16 protein-coding genes are annotated in these 18,697 nt (G+C 68.4%); 8 read left to right on the top strand and 8 right to left on the bottom strand.

All coding sequences use genetic code 11. The features are described from left to right. The first annotated feature begins 147 nt into the window (after positions 1 to 147). From ACFT2C_RS00760 to ACFT2C_RS00740, 5 genes are all read left to right on the top strand, one after another. Positions 148 to 2,001 (top strand): hypothetical protein, encoded by a 1,854-nt coding sequence (locus ACFT2C_RS00760; RefSeq protein ID WP_377205089.1) that lies wholly within the window; start codon positions 148 to 150, stop codon positions 1,999 to 2,001. Between the two features lie 148 nt (positions 2,002 to 2,149). Continuing rightward, positions 2,150 to 3,124, top strand: coding sequence for a thioredoxin-disulfide reductase (trxB, locus tag ACFT2C_RS00755; RefSeq protein WP_377205088.1), 975 nt, complete (start codon positions 2,150 to 2,152; stop codon positions 3,122 to 3,124). Between the two features lie 69 nt (positions 3,125 to 3,193). Next, a complete protein-coding gene (gene trxA, locus ACFT2C_RS00750; protein WP_377205087.1) occupies positions 3,194 to 3,520 on the top strand; it encodes a thioredoxin in 327 nt (108 codons plus the stop codon). A 282-nt stretch (positions 3,521 to 3,802) separates the two neighbouring features. Continuing rightward, positions 3,803 to 5,038, top strand: a complete 1,236-nt coding sequence (locus tag ACFT2C_RS00745; protein ID WP_377205263.1) for a PLP-dependent aminotransferase family protein — start codon at positions 3,803 to 3,805, stop codon at positions 5,036 to 5,038. Positions 5,039 to 5,137: 99 nt separating this feature from the next. Continuing rightward, a complete protein-coding gene (locus tag ACFT2C_RS00740; protein WP_377205086.1) occupies positions 5,138 to 6,175 on the top strand; it encodes a D-alanine--D-alanine ligase in 1,038 nt (345 codons plus the stop codon). A gap of 113 nt (positions 6,176 to 6,288) precedes the next feature. Here ACFT2C_RS00740 and ACFT2C_RS00735 read toward each other — a convergent pair whose 3' ends face one another. Together ACFT2C_RS00735 and ACFT2C_RS00730 are read right to left on the bottom strand one after the other, a co-directional pair. Then, complete coding sequence (locus ACFT2C_RS00735; RefSeq protein WP_377205085.1) at positions 6,289 to 7,557, bottom strand: ParB/RepB/Spo0J family partition protein; 1,269 nt, start codon at positions 7,555 to 7,557, stop codon at positions 6,289 to 6,291. Positions 7,558 to 7,654: 97 nt separating this feature from the next. Beyond that, positions 7,655 to 9,031, bottom strand: coding sequence for a ParA family protein (locus tag ACFT2C_RS00730; protein ID WP_377205262.1), 1,377 nt, complete (start codon positions 9,029 to 9,031; stop codon positions 7,655 to 7,657). A gap of 1,890 nt (positions 9,032 to 10,921) precedes the next feature. On the opposite strand from ACFT2C_RS00730, the gene ACFT2C_RS00725 reads away from it, so the two are divergent. Further along, the gene (locus ACFT2C_RS00725) at positions 10,922 to 11,419 is read left to right on the top strand and encodes a hypothetical protein (protein WP_377205084.1); all 498 of its coding nucleotides are present in this window, start codon (positions 10,922 to 10,924) and stop codon (positions 11,417 to 11,419) included. Positions 11,420 to 11,530: 111 nt separating this feature from the next. Here ACFT2C_RS00725 and rsmG read toward each other — a convergent pair whose 3' ends face one another. From rsmG to rpmH, 6 genes are all read right to left on the bottom strand, one after another. Continuing rightward, positions 11,531 to 12,205, bottom strand: a complete 675-nt coding sequence (rsmG, locus tag ACFT2C_RS00720) for a 16S rRNA (guanine(527)-N(7))-methyltransferase RsmG (protein WP_377205083.1) — start codon at positions 12,203 to 12,205, stop codon at positions 11,531 to 11,533. Between the two features lie 111 nt (positions 12,206 to 12,316). Then, positions 12,317 to 12,859 carry a protein jag gene (locus ACFT2C_RS00715; protein ID WP_377205082.1) on the bottom strand — a complete coding sequence of 181 codons (543 nt, stop codon included), beginning with the start codon at positions 12,857 to 12,859 and terminating at the stop codon, positions 12,317 to 12,319. Between the two features lie 12 nt (positions 12,860 to 12,871). Then, positions 12,872 to 14,014 carry a membrane protein insertase YidC gene (gene yidC, locus ACFT2C_RS00710; protein WP_377205081.1) on the bottom strand — a complete coding sequence of 381 codons (1,143 nt, stop codon included), beginning with the start codon at positions 14,012 to 14,014 and terminating at the stop codon, positions 12,872 to 12,874. A 79-nt stretch (positions 14,015 to 14,093) separates the two neighbouring features. Beyond that, positions 14,094 to 14,402, bottom strand: a complete 309-nt coding sequence (yidD, locus tag ACFT2C_RS00705) for a membrane protein insertion efficiency factor YidD (RefSeq protein ID WP_377205080.1) — start codon at positions 14,400 to 14,402, stop codon at positions 14,094 to 14,096. After that, positions 14,399 to 14,776, bottom strand: a complete 378-nt coding sequence (gene rnpA, locus ACFT2C_RS00700) for a ribonuclease P protein component (RefSeq protein WP_377205079.1) — start codon at positions 14,774 to 14,776, stop codon at positions 14,399 to 14,401. The genes yidD and rnpA overlap by 4 nt, the downstream gene beginning before the upstream one ends. Before the next feature lie 3 nt (positions 14,777 to 14,779). Beyond that, positions 14,780 to 14,917: a 50S ribosomal protein L34 gene (gene rpmH, locus ACFT2C_RS00695; RefSeq protein WP_108493057.1), complete on the bottom strand. Its 138-nt coding sequence runs from the start codon at positions 14,915 to 14,917 to the stop codon at positions 14,780 to 14,782. Between the two features lie 429 nt (positions 14,918 to 15,346). On the opposite strand from rpmH, the gene dnaA reads away from it, so the two are divergent. Further along, positions 15,347 to 16,783: a chromosomal replication initiator protein DnaA gene (gene dnaA, locus ACFT2C_RS00690; protein ID WP_377205261.1), complete on the top strand. Its 1,437-nt coding sequence runs from the start codon at positions 15,347 to 15,349 to the stop codon at positions 16,781 to 16,783. A 657-nt stretch (positions 16,784 to 17,440) separates the two neighbouring features. Beyond that, the gene (gene dnaN, locus ACFT2C_RS00685) at positions 17,441 to 18,571 is read left to right on the top strand and encodes a DNA polymerase III subunit beta (RefSeq protein WP_377205078.1); all 1,131 of its coding nucleotides are present in this window, start codon (positions 17,441 to 17,443) and stop codon (positions 18,569 to 18,571) included. Positions 18,572 to 18,697: the final 126 nt, after the last annotated feature.

Raw genomic sequence — 18,697 nt, 5'->3', positions numbered from 1 at the left:
CGAAAGCGCAGATCGTTGATCTGCGCTTTCGTTGCGTTCAGGAGACGTTTCGGCGGGTTGTCAGCGGTTCCGCGTAGCATGGCGACCGTGCCTGACCCGGTTGGTTACGCACCTGCTACTGTCCCCCGACCGAGCGAGGAGGTCCGCGTGAGCACTGTCGAGCCAGGCAGCGTGCTGGTCGAGAGATACCGGCTCGGCCAGCAGTCGTCTACCGACCTTGCCGCGGCGACCGCCTGGGAGGCACACGACCTGATCCTGGACCGCGAGGTCCGCGTCACGCTGGTGACCGGGCCCTATGCGGGCGACGCCCTGGACTCGGCGCGGCGTGCCGCGCTCGTGACGGATCCGCGCCTGGTCCGGGTGCTCGACGCCGGGTCCGACGCCGACAATCGCAAGTATGTCGTCACCGAACCGCACACCGGCACGACGCTCACCGAGATCGTCTCGAGCGGCCTGGTGGACGAGCAGCAGGCCCGGGCGATCGTCGGTGAGGCCGCTGCCGCGCTCTCGGTGGCGCACGCCCGCGGCGTGCACCACACCGCGCTGCGCCCGGAGGCCGTCCGGGTCGACGGCCACCGGGTCCGGGTCACGGGCCTGGGCCTCGACGGCGGCCTCGCCTCAGGCGATACCCTCAACGTCAAGCCCGCGCAGCTCGACGCCCAGGGTCTGGTGGCTCTCCTCTACTACGCGATGACGGCGCGCTGGCCTGGCCAGGACCTCGAGGCCGACTGGATCGCAAGAGACACACTGATCCCGCTGCCCGCGCAGCTCGACGCTTCCGGCGCTGTTGCGCCGCTGTCCACGCTGGTCCCCCACGTGGACATCCACATCGATGCCCTGGTCAGCCGGACGTTCGACACGTCCGGCGGCACCGACGGACCGATGAACCCCGACGACGTGACCACGGCCCTGACGCCGTGGGGAGAGGTTTCCGTAGTGGCATCGCTGCCTGGATTTGTGCAGCCTGAGCCGGAGGGTCCGCGACGACAGTCCATCGCAGACGCTTTCAGCGGCGAGGGAACACCGCCTGTGCGGCGCCCCGTCTCCGGCCGGATCGCACGCACTGACGAGACAATCGCGACGGGAGCGGGCAGCGTGCCCGCCGGCTACCCGGAGCCGCAGAACGAATACACGTACGAGCCGCAGGCCTACGAACAGCATGCCCCGGTGCCGCCGCCTCCCCCCGAGGCCGCACCGCAGGGCTACGACCAGTTCGGCCACCCGCTCGCGCCGGCCCAGCCCGGGTACGACCAGACCCAGTACGCGCCCGAGGGCGCGCCGCAGCAGTACCCGCCGCAGTTCGCCCCCGGCGGCTATGACCCCAACGGCGGCTACTACGAGCAGGACGGCGGTTTCGCCACCCAGCCCGCGCCCACGCGGCGCGGCGTGAACCCGACGCCGATCGTGCTCGGCCTCGTCGGTGTCGCGGTCGTGGCGGGCCTGATCTGGGCGATCAACTCCGTGCTCACTCCGCCTCCCGAGCTGATCGCCGACGCGACCCCGACGCCGTCGGTGTCCGCATCCGCGGGTACTGAAGGTGAGGGCAGCACCCAGCCGTCCGCACCGCCGCCGACGGAGGCGCGGCCAGTGATCGACTCGGCGGCGCTGCTGGGGACCCTCGAGTGGGAGGGTCAGACCATCGACCACCCCGAAGCGGTCGAGCGCGCCTTCGACGCCGATCCCCAGTCCTTCTACTACACGACCACGTACCAGCAGGCCGATTTCGGCGGGTTCAAGGACTCGCTGGGGATGGAGCTCAAGCTCCGGGAGCCGGCCACGGTCACCAAGGTGGAGCTGCTCACCAACACCCCCGGCGGCAAGGTGCAGATCCTCAAGGGTGGCGCGGGCGGCGAGGTGCTCGCCGAGGGCACCTTCGCGGACACCACGACGTTCGAGCTGACCGAGCCGGTCGAGAGTGACGCGTTCACCATCTGGATCACCGAGCTGCCGCAGGTCTCGGACGGTTTCCGGCTGGAGCTGAACGAGGTAGTGCTCAGCTGACCTGACCGCGCCACTCCCACCCATCGAGATCTGTCGATATTATGTGGCGCGACTCACGTTCACGATCGAGCCGTAGACCACATCGGCTGGAACACTGGGGCCTGCCTGCGTGTTGTTGCGTGTGCCCATGGAAATCGAGGAGACCACCTTGACCGAACAGACCACCGCTCCGGCTGCCGGGACGACCGACGCCCCCGTGCTCGACGTCGTCATCGTAGGGTCCGGCCCCGCGGGATATACCGCAGCCATCTATGCGGCGCGTGCTGGTTTCGCACCAGTGGTCATCGCGGGCTCGGTCACCGCGGGCGGCGCCCTGATGAACACCACCGAGGTGGAGAACTTCCCCGGCTTCCCCGCCGGGATCCAGGGTCCGGACATGATGGACGCCATGCGCGAGCAGGCGGAGAAGTTCGGTGCCCAGGTCATCTGGGACGACGCCGAACAGGTCGAGCTCACCGGCGACATCAAGACAGTGGTCACGGGTGGCGGCGACACCTACCGCGCCCGCTCGGTGATCCTGGCGACCGGATCGGCGTACCGCGAACTGGGACTCTCTGACGAGAAGCGCCTCTCCGGCCGCGGCGTCTCGTGGTGCGCGACCTGCGACGGCTTCTTCTTCCGCGACCAGGACATCGCCGTCGTCGGCGGCGGCGACTCCGCGATGGAGGAGGCCACCTTCCTCACGCGGTTCGCGTCCAAGGTGACCGTCGTGCACCGCCGCGACGACCTGCGCGCCTCGAAGATCATGGCCGAGCGCGCCATCGCGGACCCGAAGATCGAGTTCGCGTGGAACAGCGAGGTCGCGGGCATCAACGGCGAGAACAAGGTCGCGGGCATCAGCCTGCGCGACACAGTCACCGGCGAGGTGCGAGACCTGGACGCGACCGGGCTGTTCGTCGCGATCGGCCACGAGCCCCGCACCGACCTGGTCAAGGGCCAGGTCGACCTGGACGAGGACGGCTACATCCTCGTCGAGGGCCGCAGCACGCGCACCAACCTTCCCGGCGTCTTCGCCTGCGGCGACGCCGTCGACCACACGTACCGCCAGGCGATCACGGCGGCCGGCTCGGGCTGCTCCGCGGCGCTCGACGCGCAGGCCTTCCTGGACTCCCTGAACGACTGATCTCTCGGCCGGCGCCAACCGACCATGCCCCATTCGGCCCCCACGGGACCATGAACAAGGAGATGCTGGATGAGCACCATCAAGGTCACCGACGACACCTTCAAGAGCGAGGTCCTCGACTCTGACATTCCCGTCTTCGTCGACTTCTGGGCCACCTGGTGCGGGCCGTGCCGCATGGTCGCGCCGATCCTCGAGGAGCTTTCCGAGGAGTACGAGGGCAAGATCAAGATCGTCAAGCTCGACACCGACGAGAACCGCCAGACCGCGATGGACTACGGCATCGTGTCGATCCCGACGCTCAACGTCTACAAGGGTGGCGAGGTCGTGAAGTCGATCATCGGCGCGCGCCCGAAGCGTGCGCTGACCTCGGAGATCGACGAGGTCCTCGCGGACTGACCACCGCTCGCGCCGTCTGACAGAGCGCGTGTCCGTCCCGCCCCGGAGAACGACCGGGTGCGGTATCGGACACGCGCTCTGCTGCGTCACGGCTCCGCCGGAACGACGCCCGAACCGACCCGAAGCACCGTCGGAGCCGCGCAATCTCACCGTTTCCCCACGAACGGGCACTGGGCCGCACACGACCCGCGTGCGAGACTGGGGCGCGTGAACGAGCTTCCCGAGACTCCCGGTAACCGCCTCGACCCGTGGTTCGGTTCGTACGCGGCGCGAGCGCACGGCATGCGCGCCTCGGAGATTCGGGCACTCTTCTCGGTCGCGAACCGGCCGGAGGTCGTGTCGCTCGCGGGTGGCATGCCGTATCTCGAGGGCCTCCCCCTCGACGTCATCGCAGACACCATGCAGCGGCTCATCGCCACCAAGGGCACCACCGCCCTCCAGTACGGCTCGGGTCAGGGCGAGGAGGTGCTGCGCGAGCACATCACGCAGGTCGTCGCGCTCGAGGGCGTGTCCGCCCACCCGGACGACGTGGTGGTCACCACCGGCTCGCAGTCCGCGCTCGACCTCGTGACCCGCATCTTCGTGGACCCGGGCGACGTCGTGATCGCCGAGGCGCCGTCGTACGTCGGAGCGCTCGGCGTCTTCCGCTCCTACCAGGCCGACGTCGTCCAGGTGCCGCTCGATGCCGACGGGCTTGTCCCGTCCGAGCTCGACGCGACGCTCGCCCGCCTGGCGGCCGAGGGCCGTCGCGTGAAGTTCCTCTATACGGTTCCGACGTTCCAGAACCCCGCGGGTGTCTCGCTGTCCGCCGAGCGCCGCCCGCAGGTGCTGGAGATCTGCCGCCGGCACAACGTCCTCGTGGTCGAGGACAACCCCTACGGCCTCCTCGGTTTCGACGACGAGCCGATGCCCGCGCTGCGCTCCTACGACACGGACGGCGTGCTGTACCTGGGCTCGTTCTCCAAGACGTTCGCCCCCGGCTATCGCGTCGGCTTCGTGATCGCGCCCCACGCCGTGCGCGAGAAGCTGGTGCTCGCGAGCGAGTCGGCGGTCCTGTCGCCGTCGAACGCCTCGCAGCTCGCCGTGGCGACGTATCTCGAGACGTGCGACTGGAAGGCGCAGATCAAGGCCTACCGCGAGATGTACCGCGAGCGGCGCGACGCCCTGGTCGGCGCACTCGGCGAGCACCTCCCCAGCGCGTCATGGAATGTGCCCGACGGAGGCTTCTTCGTGTGGGTGCGGCTCCCCGAGGGGCTCGACGCCCGCGCGATGCTGCCCCGTGCCGTCACCGCGCGCGTCGCGTACGTCCCCGGCACCGCGTTCTACTACGACGGCAGCGGCTCGGACCACATGCGGCTGTCCTTCTGCTACCCCACGCCGGAACGTATCCGCGAGGGTGTGCGCCGGCTCGCCGGCGTCGTCAACAGCGAGTCCGAGCTGGTGCAGATCTTCGGCACCTCGGCGCAGCCGGACCCGGACGCGGACGACGTCGAGGGTCCGGCTCCCGACCTGGCCTGATCCGTCGCGACCACGTGTCAGGCGCGCGGGTCACCCGGGTGGCCGCGCTTCTGACACGATGGCAGGTGACCCCCCGATCCCGACCGAGTGAGTTCCTCGATGACCAGTTCCGCTCCCGCCCCGTCCGCACCGACGTCGTCCGGCGACCCCACGGGTTCTCCCTCGGCTCCGGCCGGCCCCGACGCCGCGGACGGTGGCCCGCTGGTGGTCGTCCTCTCCGGCGGCCTCTCGCACGAACGGGACGTATCGCTCCGATCCGGGCGCCGGGTCGCCGAGGCGCTGCGGTCCATCGGCATCGAGGTCCTGCTGCACGACGTCGACGCGGATCTCCTGACGTTCCTGCGCGAGACCAGGCCCGACGTCGTCTGGCCGCTGCTGCACGGAGCCTCGGGCGAGGACGGGTCCGTGCGCGATGTGCTCGACATGCTCGGCCTGCCCTACGTGGGCACCGGCCCGCGTGCCAGCCGCGTCGTGTGGAACAAGCCGATCGCCAAGGCCGCCCTGCTCGAGGCCGGTCTTGCGACGCCGGACTACGTGACGCTCCCCCAGAGCCTCTTCCGGGACCTCGGCGCGCAGCCCGTGCTGGACACGATAGTGCGCCGCCTGGGACTCCCCCTGGTCGTCAAGCCGACCGAGGGCGGCTCGGCGCTCGGCGTCACTGTGGTGACCCGCGCCGCAGACCTGCCCCGGGCGATGGTCGAGTGCTTCGCCTACGGCGAGACCGCACTCATCGAGCAGGCGATCGATGGCATCGAGCTGGCGATCAGCGTGATCGACGGGGCCGACGGACCCGAGGCCCTCCCGGCGGTGGAGATTGTGGCCGAAGGCGGTTACGACTACGCGGCCCGCTACGTCGCCGGGGAGACCGAGTTCTTCGCACCGGCTCGCCTCACCGCGGCACAGGCAACCCTGGTGTCCGACGTCGCGATACGCGCGCACCAGGCCCTGCACCTGCGTCACCTGTCCCGCACTGACATGATCCTCGACCGGTCCGGTACGGCTCACATCCTCGAGGTCAACGTCGCTCCCGGTATGACGGAGATGTCGCTCCTGCCGCAGGCGGTGGCTGCGAGCGGCCACGATCTCGCGGCCCTGTACCGCACGATCATCGACACCGCGCTGGCTCCCGCGCGGTAGCGCGTCACGCGGACACACAAAACGGCTCCGGGCTGGCATCCCCCGTGGGAGGTGCCGGCCCGGAGCCGTGTGTGCTCGTGTGCTGGAGTACCGTCCGCGGTCGTGCTCGGCCGTCAGCCGTCGGACGGCGGCTTGAGCAGCCCCCGTTCGTCCGGCGCCATGACGTTGAGGATGCGGTTGAGATCCTCGACCGAGGCGAACTCGACAGTCATTCGGCCCTTGCTCTTGCCGAGCGCTACCTTGACCCGCGTCTCGAATCGGTCGGAGAGGCGGGTTGCGAGCTCGTCCACCGCTTCGCTGCGCGTTCCGGCTCGCGGAGCCTTGCGCGCCTTGCCGGTGCTCCCGTCCGACTCCGTGAGCATCACTATCTCTTCGGTCGCGCGAACCGAGAGGCCTTCCGACACGATGCGCTGCGCGAGCCGCTCGATCTCCGCGCCGTCGCTCAGGCCGAGCAGTGCACGCGCGTGGCCGGCGGACAGCACACCCGCGGCGACTCGGCGCTGGACCAACGGGGGCAGGCGGAGCAGGCGGAGCGTGTTCGAGATCTGCGGACGGCTGCGCGCGATCCGGGTGGCGAGCTCTTCGTGCGTGCAGCCGAAGTCGTCCAGGAGCTGGCGGTACGCCGCCGCCTCCTCGAGCGGGTTCAGGTCCGAGCGGTGCAGGTTCTCCAGCAGCGCATCGCGGAGCATGTCGCCGTCGTCGGTGTCACGGACGATCGCCGGGATGGTCTCGAGCTCCGCGGCCTGCGTCGCACGCCAGCGCCGCTCGCCCATGATGAGCTCGTACTCGCCCGGGTGCTCCTTGTCCGGGCGGACGACGATCGGCTGGAGCACGCCGATCTCCCTGATCGAGTCGACGAGCTCGTCGAGATCGCTCTCGTCGAAGACCGTGCGCGGCTGCCACGTGTTCGGCCGGATCGCGGTGACGGGAAGCTCGGCGAAGCGCGCTCCCGGCACGGGGAGGAGCTCGGGTGTTTCACGTGAAACGGTGTTCACGTCGCCCTGATCCCGGCTGAAGAACGTGTCGTCCAGCGCTGAGGCGCTGCCGCCCTCCACAGCCTCGTTCGCGACGGACAGCCGACCGCTCGCGATCGCGGAGTCCCACTTCACGGTGCTGGGACGGGGGCCGTTGTTCTTTGCCGGCTTCCTCTCCGGCTGCGGTTCCGCAGGGGCCGTTCCGATCGAGACCGTGCCCACCGACAACTCGTCCGTCTGATCGAGCGCAGGTGCGGGTCGCTCCTGGACCGCCGTCGCGACCGAGCCGCCCAGCGCGCCTTCGGCGCCGTCCGACTCGCCCGATCCGGGGGCCTGCTCATCCAGCTCAGGACCCGTCGGGATCAGGGCGCCCAGGCCCCGCCCGAGCCCGCGTCGCTTCGCACTCATCGTGTCTCCTCGTCGGTTCCGGTCCGACGCCGAGCGCGGACGGGCTTCATCTCCACCATCACGGTGCGCAGCGCGCCCCGTACGTCACTGCGGACCATCAGTCCTGCGCCCCGACCGTCTCCGCCTTCATCGTGCGCCGCGGGCTCGAGCCGCCCTGGCCGCGCTCGGCGAGCTCACGGGATGCCTGAAGGTACGCCAGTGCACCCGTCGAGGTCGCGTCGTACGTCATCACCGTCTGGCCATAGCTCGGAGCCTCGGAGATCCGCACCGAACGCGGGATCGTCGTCTTGAACGTCTCGGCCGGGAAGTGCGAGCGAACTTCGCCGGCCACCTGCTGCGCGAGGTTGGTGCGACCGTCGTACATGGTCAGCAGGATCGACGAGACACGCAGCTCCGGGTTGAGGTGCGAGCGGATCAGGTCGATCGTCTTGAGCAGCTGGCTCAGGCCCTCCAGTGCGTAGTACTCGCACTGGATGGGGATGAAGACCTCGCGGCCCGCGACGAAGGCGTTGACCGTCAGGAGACCCAGGCTCGGCGGGCAGTCAATGAGCACGTAGTCGATTCGCTCCTCGCCTGCCGCGAGCCGGTCGGCGAGGTACTTGTCGATCGCCTTGCGAAGCCTCGTTTCACGTGAAACGAGCGAGACGAGCTCGATCTCGGATCCCGACAGATCGATAGTCGCCGGCACACCCCAGAGGTTGGGGACGTCCGGGCAGGCCTGCACGGTGCTCGCCAGGGACTCGCCTTCGACGAGGACCTCGTAGACGGACGGCGTGCCCGCGCGGTGCTCGATGCCCAGCGCCGTCGACGCGTTGCCCTGCGGGTCGTTGTCGATGACCAGGACGTTCAGACCGGACTGCGCCAAGCCAGCCGCGACATTCACCGTGGTCGTCGTCTTGCCGACGCCGCCCTTCTGGTTGGCCACCGTGATGATGCGTGTCTTGGGTGGGCGCGGGAACTTCCGCCCCTGGAGCTCGATGCGTCGGCGAGCGTCCATCGCGAGCTCGGCGGCGACGGGCGTCGTATCGTCAACGGCCGGGACGGTTGCGATGAGGGCTGACCGGCGCTCGTCATCGCCACCGTGCGGGCCGCCCGTGGGCTGCTGCGTGCCATTGGGCGTCTGCACGGACCCGGACGTTTCACGTGAAACGCCGGGAGCGGAGAGGCTCTGCACAGGAATCGGATCCGTCACGCGGACACTGTAATCGCTGGCCACCGCTTCTGGCTCGGACTCCAGCTCACTTTCTCCGTCGAAATGTGTGAATTCCGCGTCGACGAAGGTAACAGCCTCGTCGTCGGTCACTCGCGAGGTCGCTCCAATGACCGCCGGGGCGGCGTTGACCGCCGCGTCAAGTGCCTCGCTCGCTCGCTTGATCGCGTCGGCGGGGACGGGGCGGTCCGATGGCAGCTCCTCCATCAGGTCGGGATCCACTTCCGCTTGTGCCACCTCCGTTGCCCGGGTCGTCGCGGTCATGGTGGATCCAAGCTCCCGAGTGCCCATCACGGCGGTGGTCTGATCTGGCTGGACGGCGCTCGAAGCCTGCTCGTCGACCTCCGAAGCCGACATCGTCACGGCCTCGATCAGATGGTTCAGCGTGGCGACATCCGTGCCCTTCTGACCGAGACGATCCTGCCCCCAGACCTGGTCGCGAGGTGCTCCGTCCACGATCGCAGGTTGTGGCAGTGCCATCCTCTCGGACGACGGCACCGAGCCGGCCGGGGTTGTGGACTCCGCGATTGTTGTGGACTCGGCGGGGGTCGCGGACTCCGCGGGAGCTGCGGACTCGGACGGGACTGCGGACTCCGGCGGAGTTTCCGGCTCTGCAATGGCAGTGGATACCCCGGGCTCTGCCGATTCGGTCCGTGTTCCGTCGGCGGCCGGTGTTGGTGCCCGGTCTGCACCCCCAGCTGAACCAGCGTCGGACTCCCCTGCTGCCCGGTCGGGACGATCCGCGGAGCCGCTCGCACGCTCGCGAGTCACGGCGACCGGAGCCTCCAGGGCCAAGCCGGGCAGATGAGTCTCCGCGGGCAGCCCGCTGTCGTCGCGATCGCTCGCCGACGAATCCCCACTGGGAGACACCACCGACGGCGATTCCGATGTCTTGTGCAACTTCGCGGGCGCGTCCTCTTCGGCCGGCCCTTGCCGCGGTTCGGGGACAGGATCGTACGCGGCCTGATGTTCGGGGGTCGCGTCGGTCACGCCGATCGATCGATCCGTGAGCACGACCGCAGGCGACGTCTCGCCGCCGCCCTTCTCTGCCGCGGGCTCCCCCACAGCGGAGGGCGGTTCGGAAGCGGACGAGTCGGGCGCCGTTGTCGAGGCAGTCGGCGCCGCAACAGGCGCGGCTGCCGCTGCTCGCTTGGACTTTCGTCTGAAGAAGCACACCCGTGTAACGCTACGGTCGGGGCCCTGCTCAAGCGTGCCGAAACGCCGACCCTCAGGGGATCAGATCCCAGCTCGGCAGCTGGATCCGACCCGAGTTGGCCCCAACCCTCCGTGCCGACAGATCCGAGCTGCTCTCTACGCCCATCTCATCGAGGCCTTGGCTCTGGCGGCACCAACGTGTTTCACGTGAAACGCGGCAGGTCGGCGCATCGGCGCGACGACCTCATGTCCCCTTGGCGCGGATCGCTGGAGCCGTCGCCGTCGACCGGTTCCGGATCGCGCGTGCTGCATCGCGCGTGCTGCATCGCGCGTGCTGTATGGACCGGGTCGCGAGCATCGTTCATCGCGGGTGCCAGCCTACGCGTCCCTACCCGGGTCCCGTCTGCGCACCGCGCTGACGCGGCCGGTCGAGTCCCAGCGCTCCGAATTCGGAGGACCCCAATGTCGCTGATCGAAGACCCGCCCCGCCTCACTCGCCCGTTTCACGTGAAACGCGTCGAGATGTCGCCTCCATGATGAGCCGGCCTCGGGACTCGCAGCCCACCTTCGCCAGTCTCCCGCCGAATGAGCAAGGCCTCGCTGTCGTGACCGCGCGGCCCACCATCCTGCGCCAGCCGATCCGAGCGACGGATTCGCAAGCGCTGGAGTCTCCACTCCGGCCCAGATATCGCGGGTGATCCCGCGATCGGGCTGCGGACCTCCTCGTCCTCACCTGGCCCCTACCCTCATCTACCCCCTCATCGATTCCACCATCCTCGCCACACCCTTCCGTCCTCCTTCACGCGCACCGCGGAGAGCCGTTGCCCAAGCTCGTGGCCGTTTCACGTGAAACGGATCCGGGCCTCTCCCCAGAGCTACGCGCCCCACGGCCCCACGCACCGCAGCCGACGATATGGCCAATCTGATATGTCCCGGCGCCCCCGTGCGCCACATATCCTCGATGCGCCCAGGCACGTCTGACTCCACGCAGGAGGCATCTTGTCCAGACACACCGCTCGAGCCACCGCGCTGATCACGGCGTTCACCGCCGCACTCGTACTCGCCTTCGCCGCGCCCGCAACCGCCGCTACATTCCTCACCCATGCTCAAGCCACCAGTCAGCTGAGCGCCGCGGGGATCAGCTGGACGTCGAGCGGCGGCTGCAGCGACCGCAACGTCTCCACCTGCACCTCGTTCGAACAGGTCCGCCAGACGACCATCGACGGAATCCGGACGCTCCGCTCAGCGAGCGGCTGCGCCATCACCATCACGGGCGGCACCGAGACCGGGCACTCCAGCGGCACGTACAGCCACTGGAACGGCTACAAGCTCGACATCAGCCAGACCGCCTGCATCGACAGCTACATCACGAGTAACTTCACGTACGTCGGATACATCTCCGGATGGGGCTACCAATACCGTTCCGGCGCGGGCAACCTGTACACCGACGAGGGCAACCACTGGGACATCCTCTTCTACAACTGCGGCGGCTGCTGACGCCGCACACCCGGCCGGGCCGCACGCCGGCCCGCAGAACTCAGCAAGAACGGGAGTGGTCGCCCTTGGGCAACCGCTCCCGTTCCACGTGAAACATCTGCGGAGACCCGCTTACTTCCCGCGCCGCGCCCGCACGATCGTCGTCGACTCGACACCGTCGACCGTGGCGCCCTCCAGGACTTCCGGGTCACCCACACCGTACTTGCGCAGCACCTTCCGCGCCGGCTCCACCTCCTGCGCGACGTTGCGCCCCTTGAGGATCACCATCTCGCCACCCACCCGGACGAGCGGCATGCTCATTCGGACCAGCTTCGACAGCGGGGCCACCGCACGCGAAGTCACGGCGTCGACCTCAAACGCATCGTGGAACTCCTCGGCGCGCCCCCGCTTCACCTGGACATTCGTCAGGCCGAGCTCCGCAACGACCTCCGTGAGCCACGTCGTGCGGCGCTCCATCGGCTCCACGAGAATCACTTCCAGGCCCGGGCGCATCACGGCGACCACCACGCCCGGCAGCCCGGCCCCCGAACCGATGTCCGCCACCGAACCTGACGTCGGCAGGTACTGCACGACCGCAGCGGAGTTGAGGATGTGCCGTTCCCAGATCCGCGGCACTTCGCGAGGCCCGATCAGCCCGCGCAGCTCGCCCTGGTCACGGAGCAGCTCGGCGTACCGGGCGACGCCGTCGTACGCGTCGCCCAGGTACGCCTTGACCGCATCGCTGGCGCCGAGGGTCTCGCCGTCAAACACCTCAGCGAGAGCACCGGGTTCCTCCGGCCCTGTCACGTCCGAACTTTGCACGTCCCGTCCCCCACTCATTGTCGAAAGAAGCCAAACACACCGAGGGCCGGCGCACGTCCTCGGGACGCACACCGGCCCTCGGCCGAAACCAGCGACTCAGTCGGTGGCCGTGGCCGGCTGGACCACCACATACCGCTCCGGCTCGACGCCCCGCGAGTCGCTGACCAGGCCGGCCGCCGCGACGGCGTCGTGCACGACCTTCCGCTCGAAGGCGTTCAGCGGGTCGAGCTCGACCTCCTTGCCGGAGGCTCGCACCTGCTCGGCCGCCTCGTCGGCAATTCGCGTCAGCTCGACCCGACGCGCGGCGCGGTAGCCGCCGATGTCGAGCATCAGCCGGCTGCGTTCCCCCGTCCGCGTCTGCACGGCCAGGCGCGTGAGCTCCTGCATCGCGTCGAGCACCTCACCCTCGCTGCCGATGAGGTGCGCGAGCGAGGCCGGGTCGTCAGCGACGACCTCGACCGCGGCACGGTCATGTTTGATGTCAAGGTCGATGTCGCCGTCGAGGTCAGCGATGTCGAGGAACTCTTCGAGATAGTCCGCAGCGATCTCGCCCTCTTCCTCGAGGCGCTTGGTCCGGTCCTCCGGATCCACGACCGGGGCCGCGGGATCGGGCGCGGCCGTACCTGTGCTCGCGTTCATCGCGTCTTCCTCCTACTTCTTCTGCTTGCGCTTGCCCGACGACGACGGGGTAGTCCCCGGAGTCGTGCCGGACGGCTTCGGCTTCGAACCCGGCTGCGTGCCGGACGTCGTGCCCGACTGCTTGGGCTTGGGTCCGGGCTTCCCGCTCGTCGTGTCGGGGGCGTCCTGCGGTGCCGACTGCGCGAGCGCCGGACGAGGAGGCGTCGCCCCCTTCTGCCGGTCCTTCCGCTTCGGCTGGACCCGCTGGCCGCTCTTCGGCTCCTCGACCACTGGGGTCTCGTCCTCGATGGTCTCGCCGCTCTTCGCCGCGCGCTTCGCTGCCTTCGCCGCCTGCCGCTCCTTCATCTGCTTCTCGGCGACAGATCCCGGCGTCGGCATCCGCTTGATCGTGTAGTACTGCTGCCCCATCGACCAGAGGTTGGTCACCGTCCAGTAGATGAGGACGCCGACCGGGAAGTTCACGCCGGAGATCGCGAAGACGAGCGGCAGCATGTACAGCATCAGCTTCTGCGTCTGCGCCATCGGGCCCTCGAGGGCCGACGGCGGCATGTTCTTCATCGTCAGCTGGCGCTGCGTGGTGAAGGTCGTGACGCTCATCGCGACGATCAGCACGATGACCACGATGCGCGAGGTCATGGAGTCCGTCTGCAGGAAGACGTCGCTCAGCTGGGCGCCGAAGAGCGTCGACGACTCGATGTCGCCGGCGACGTCCCGGGTGATCGGGCCGATCGGGTCAGCGGTGCCCTCAGAGATCTGCTTGAGGCTGTTCAGCACGCGGAACAGCGCGAAGAAGATCGGCGACTGCAGCAGGATCGGCATGCAGGAGGCGAACGGGTTGGTCCCGTGCTTCTTGTACAGCTCCATGGTCTCGCGAGTCATGTTCTCGCGGGACGCCGGGTCCGTCTTGCCCTTGTACTTCTTCTGCACGGCCTGCAGCTCGGGCTGGATCATCTGCATCCCGCGCGAAGCCTTGATCTGCCTGAAGAAGAGCGGGATGAGCACCACACGGATGACGATCACGAGGGCGGCGATCGACAGCACCCATGCCGTACCGGGGCCGGACGCCATCCCCAGTGTCGTGAAGAGCCAGTGTGATCCGTAGATGATCCAGGCGACGACCCATTCGATCGGCCAGAGGAATGCGAAGAAGTCCATCGGTCAAGAAGCTCCAGAGTTGATGACGCAAAGTCTGCGGGGGTGCGGTTCTCGTGTCAGCGGCACGAGCCGGGGCAGGTCAGCCCTCGGCGTGAGTGTGTGCGCCGCGCACAGGCGGCACGTCGTCGACGCCGCCGAGACTCCACGGGTTGCACCGCAGCAGGCGCCACAGCGCGAGACCCAGCCCACGCACCGCACCGTGCCGCCGTAGCGCGATCACGGTGTACTGCGAGCAGGACGGGTAGTACTTACAGCTCGGGGGGCTCATCGGGCTGATGAACGCCTGGTAGAAGCGGACCATCCCCACGAGGAGGGTCACCGGGAGCCGGCCGATCAGCGAGGGCTCGCGCGGCGGTGCCTGACCCTCGGGTACGGGGATGGTGGTCATCTCGTCCCGTCTCCGGTCGCTCGTGCGACCGCACGGCGCAAGCACGAGTCGAGGTCACGATCGAGGTCCGCATACGTGGCGGCGGCCGACGGCGGAAGCGCACGCACGACGGCGCGGGCAGCGGTCGGCAACGCCGAGAGGTGCTCGGCCGCGGCGGCACGGAGCCGACGCTTCACCAGATTGCGCTGCACGGAGTTACCCACAGCCTTGGAAACGACAAAACCGACCTGTGGAGTTCCCGATCCTGGATCCGCGACGTTTTCGTCCGGTACCAGGAGGTGAACCACCACGGTCGATCGACCTGCACGCGTGCCGCGGCGCACCGTCCGCTCGAAGTCGACGGAACGGCGCAGACGGTGCGCCGCGGGCAACATGGCTCAGGCTGAGAGCTCGGCGCGACCCTTGCGACGACGGTCCGCCAGGATGGCGCGGCCGGCGCGGGTGCGCATGCGCAGCCGGAAACCGTGGGTCTTTGCACGACGGCGGGTGTTCGGCTGGAAGGTCCGCTTGCTCACGAGGTACTCCAAGAACGTCGGGGTAGGCACACCGTCTGTCCTCGACGATGCAGTGAAAGTTGGCCGTTCAGTACAGCGATCGGCCTAGCCGACCCGGGGCCTGCCCCACTGGTCGTGGCCGACGTCGAAGGACGTGGCCCGAGTCCGTGTGTGGGCGCGCAGAAGTACCTGGAACGGCTGTATGACGTTACGCCGACGAGGCCCTCCGGGTCAAACCAGAACGGCGGGATCCTGCGTGTCGGACGCGCCACATCGCGCGCCATGACTCCTCTCGCGAGGGCCCGGTGAGCAGCTCGTGTACCACTGATTCAGCGGCGATCCGCGCAATCCACAACCTGTGGACAACTGTGTGGACGGTGCCCCATCATGGCAGACTCCAAGCACCCCCAGCATGCGCTGCACCCCCACGCACGAGACGAAGGAAAGCCAGTGGCCAACCCGGACGAGAACATCGGCGACGTCTGGGCACAGACCCTGACGGCGCTCGAGGCCCGGCCCGATATGAGCCCCCGGCAGCTCGCCTTCATCCGACTGGCCAAGCCGATGGCCGTGCTGGACGACATGGTGTTCATCGCCGTCCCCCACGAGCAGACCCGTACCTACCTGGAGACGGCGGTCCGCGACGATCTCGTCTCCGCCATGTCGTCGGTGCTGGGCCGCGACGTCCGCTTCGGCATCACGGTGGATCCCGAGCTGAGCAGCAGCACGCTTGCCGGCCCGTCCCAGATCTCCGGGCCTGCGGCGCTCTCTCTCGAGCACGAGCCACCGGAGCCCGAGCAGGCGCAGATGCCCATCGCGCCCCAGCCGGCACCGAAGCCCTCGGCCGAGCCCACCCGGCTGAACCCGAAGTACATCTTCGAGACGTTCGTCATCGGCTCGTCCAACAGGTTCGCGCACGCGGCCGCCGTCGCGGTCGCCGAGGCGCCGGCCAAGGCGTACAACCCGCTCTTCATCTACGGCGACTCCGGGCTGGGCAAGACTCACCTGCTCCACGCCATCGGCCACTACGCCCACAACCTGTACCCCCACATCCGGGTGCGGTACGTGAACTCCGAGGAGTTCACCAACGACTTCATCAACAGCATCGGCGAGGGCAAGGCGGGCGCGTTCCAGCGCCGCTACCGCGACGTCGACGTCCTCCTCATCGACGACATCCAGTTCCTGCAGGGCAAGGAACAGACGATGGAGGAGTTCTTCCACACGTTCAACGCGCTGCACAACGCGAACAAGCAGGTGGTGATCACCTCCGACGTCCCGCCCAAGCAGCTCAACGGGTTCGAGGACCGCCTGCGCTCGCGCTTCGAGTGGGGGCTCATCACCGACGTCCAGCCGCCCGACCTCGAGACTCGCATCGCGATCATGCGCAAGAAGGCCGCGAGCGAGCACCTCAATGTCCCGGCGGACGTGCTCTCCTACATCGGCTCCCGGATCTCGACGAACATCCGGGAGCTCGAGGGTGCGCTGATCCGGGTCACCGCGTTCGCGAACCTCAACCGGCAGCAGGTGGACCTGGCCCTCGCGGAGATCGTCCTCAAGGACCTCATCACCGATGACGACGACACCGCCGAGATCACTCCCGCCGTCGTCATCGCGCAGACCGCCGCGTACTTCGGCCTCACCATCGACGACCTGTGCGGCTCGTCACGGTCCCGCGTGCTGGTGACCGCCCGGCAGATCGCCATGTACCTGTGTCGCGAGCTCACGGACCTGTCGCTGCCGAAGATCGGCCAGCAGTTCGGCGGGCGCGACCACACCACGGTCATGCACGCCAACAAGAAGATCGCCGGCCAGATGGCGGAACGCAGGTCGACCTACAACCAGGTCACCGAGCTCACGAGCCGGATCAAGCAGCAGCAGCGCGGCTGACGCTCGATCCCGACCTCTCGAATTTTTCCGGGCCGTCGCACGGCCCCACATCGGACAACTCACACGTTTCCGCACCTATCCCCACCCCTGTGCACAGCTTGATCGGTGCGCAGGGGTGTTGCGTATACGCACCTCCACAGGTCTATCCACATGTGGATCCCTGGAATCTTGCGGTTCTCCTCCGCCCGTCCCCAGCACTGTGGACACAGACTGTGCAGAACCCGGCGCCAAGCTCTGACCTGCTGATACACCCCTGGGGACAAGCCTGTGGACGGCTGTGGATGAACCCCCGAATTCTGTGGGCGGGGACACCCGAATCGGTGGACAGCCTGTGTGTACAAATCCGCCCTCCACAGGGGTCCCTAGTTCATGCACAGATGAGCCCACAGCTCCTCCACAGCAGAAAAAGGCCTCTGACCTGCGCGAAGACCGGATATCCCCAGTTTCCACAACACCGACTACTACTACGAGATCTATCTCTAAGGGGGAATCCACACGCCTTCATCAGGCGGTCCGAGCGCTCGACCACCACTTCGAACATTAGTACGAAGCCCCTTGTGGGGTCCACCCACAGCCCCTGCCTATCGAGTGCCACGAGGTCAGCAACTCGCGTAGGGTTTCCCTCGACAGTCCAGGAACCAGAGGAGATGCAACGGCATGAAGTTCAGGGTCGAGCGCGACGTCCTCGCCGATGCCGTGACATGGACCGCTCGCACGCTCCCCACGCGCCCGCCGGCTCCAGTGCTCGCCGGCGTCCGGATCGAGGCAGACGCGCAGGGTGTGATCAACCTCGCGAGCTTCGACTACGAGACGTCCGCACGTTCCGAGATCCCGGCTGAGGTCGCGGAACCCGGCACCGTGCTGGTCTCTGGCCGTCTGCTCGCCGAGATCTCGCGTGCGCTGCCCAACAAGCCGGTGGACGTGGCTCTGGAGGGCAACAAGGTGATCGTCACCTGTGGCGCCAGCCGGTTCACACTCCTCACCATGCCTGTGGACGAGTACCCCGCCCTGCCTGGGCTGCCCGAGGTCAGCGGCACCGTCTCCGGCGACGCGTTCACCCACGCGGTCGCACAGGTCACGGTGGCGGCCAGCCGCGACGACACCCTGCCCCTGCTCACCGGCGTTCGCGTGGAGATCGAGGGCGAACGCATCACGCTCCTGTCCACGGACCGGTACCGGCTGGCGCTTCGTGAGCTCACCTGGACCCCGGCCACCCCGGGCTTCTCCGCGGTCGCCCTGGTCCGTGCACGCACGCTGAACGACGTCGCCAAGTCCCTCGGCTCCGGCGGGCTCGTCAACGTCGGCTTGTCCACAGGCCAGGGCGTGGACCTCGTGGGATTCGAGGCGGGCGGCCGACAGACCACCTCGCAGCTCGTCGAGGGCGACTACCCGGCCGTGCGTCGGCTGTTCCCGGACAGCACCCCGATCCATGCGGTCGTCGCCACCGCCCCCCTGATCGAGGCCGCGAAGCGCGTGAGCCTGGTCGCGGAGCGCAACACCCCGATCCGGCTCTCCTTCAGCGAGGGACAGGTGGTGCTCGACGCCGGGCACGGCGACGACGCGCAGGCGTCAGAGGCCCTCGAGGCCGTCCTCGTGGGCGAGGACATCGCGGTAGCGTTCAACCCGCAGTTCCTGCTCGACGGACTGGGCGCGCTGGGCACCGACTTCGTTCGCCTGTCGTTCACGCATCCCAACAAGCCGGTCGAGTTCACCGGACAGGGCAGCCTGGACGGCGAGGACGACTCCGCCTACCGGTACCTGCTCGTCCCGATCCGTTTCACCGGCTGACCGCCCGGGCCCGCTTTCCGGCGGGCCCTGCGTCCACAGCCACCTCATCGTCAGGCCGGACAGTCAGCCTGCGCCAAGGACGGCCGCCACGAGCGAGCCTGTTTGATCGACCCTGGAGGAAGCACG

It is taken from the genome of Promicromonospora sp. NPDC057138 (genome assembly GCF_042670845.1).
In the GTDB taxonomy this organism is placed as follows: Bacteria; Actinomycetota; Actinomycetes; order Actinomycetales; family Cellulomonadaceae; genus Promicromonospora.
This window is presented reverse-complemented; position numbering and strand designations above follow the sequence as displayed.

Bases quoted from the DNA above. Each gene is read 5' to 3' on its own strand.
- trxA (WP_377205087.1), top strand. From the start codon at position 3,194: ATGAGCACCATCAAGGTCACCGACGACACCTTCAAGAGCGAGGTCCTC.
- ACFT2C_RS00745 (WP_377205263.1), top strand. From the start codon at position 3,803: ATGCGCGCCTCGGAGATTCGGGCACTCTTCTCGGTCGCGAACCGGCCG.
- ACFT2C_RS00740 (WP_377205086.1), top strand. From the start codon at position 5,138: ATGACCAGTTCCGCTCCCGCCCCGTCCGCACCGACGTCGTCCGGCGAC.
- ACFT2C_RS00735 (WP_377205085.1), bottom strand. From the start codon at position 7,557: ATGAGTGCGAAGCGACGCGGGCTCGGGCGGGGCCTGGGCGCCCTGATC.
- ACFT2C_RS00730 (WP_377205262.1), bottom strand. From the start codon at position 9,031: ATGACCGCGACGACCCGGGCAACGGAGGTGGCACAAGCGGAAGTGGAT.
- ACFT2C_RS00715 (WP_377205082.1), bottom strand. From the start codon at position 12,859: ATGAACGCGAGCACAGGTACGGCCGCGCCCGATCCCGCGGCCCCGGTC.
- yidC (WP_377205081.1), bottom strand. From the start codon at position 14,014: ATGGACTTCTTCGCATTCCTCTGGCCGATCGAATGGGTCGTCGCCTGG.
- yidD (WP_377205080.1), bottom strand. From the start codon at position 14,402: ATGACCACCATCCCCGTACCCGAGGGTCAGGCACCGCCGCGCGAGCCC.
- rnpA (WP_377205079.1), bottom strand. From the start codon at position 14,776: ATGTTGCCCGCGGCGCACCGTCTGCGCCGTTCCGTCGACTTCGAGCGG.
- dnaN (WP_377205078.1), top strand. From the start codon at position 17,441: ATGAAGTTCAGGGTCGAGCGCGACGTCCTCGCCGATGCCGTGACATGG.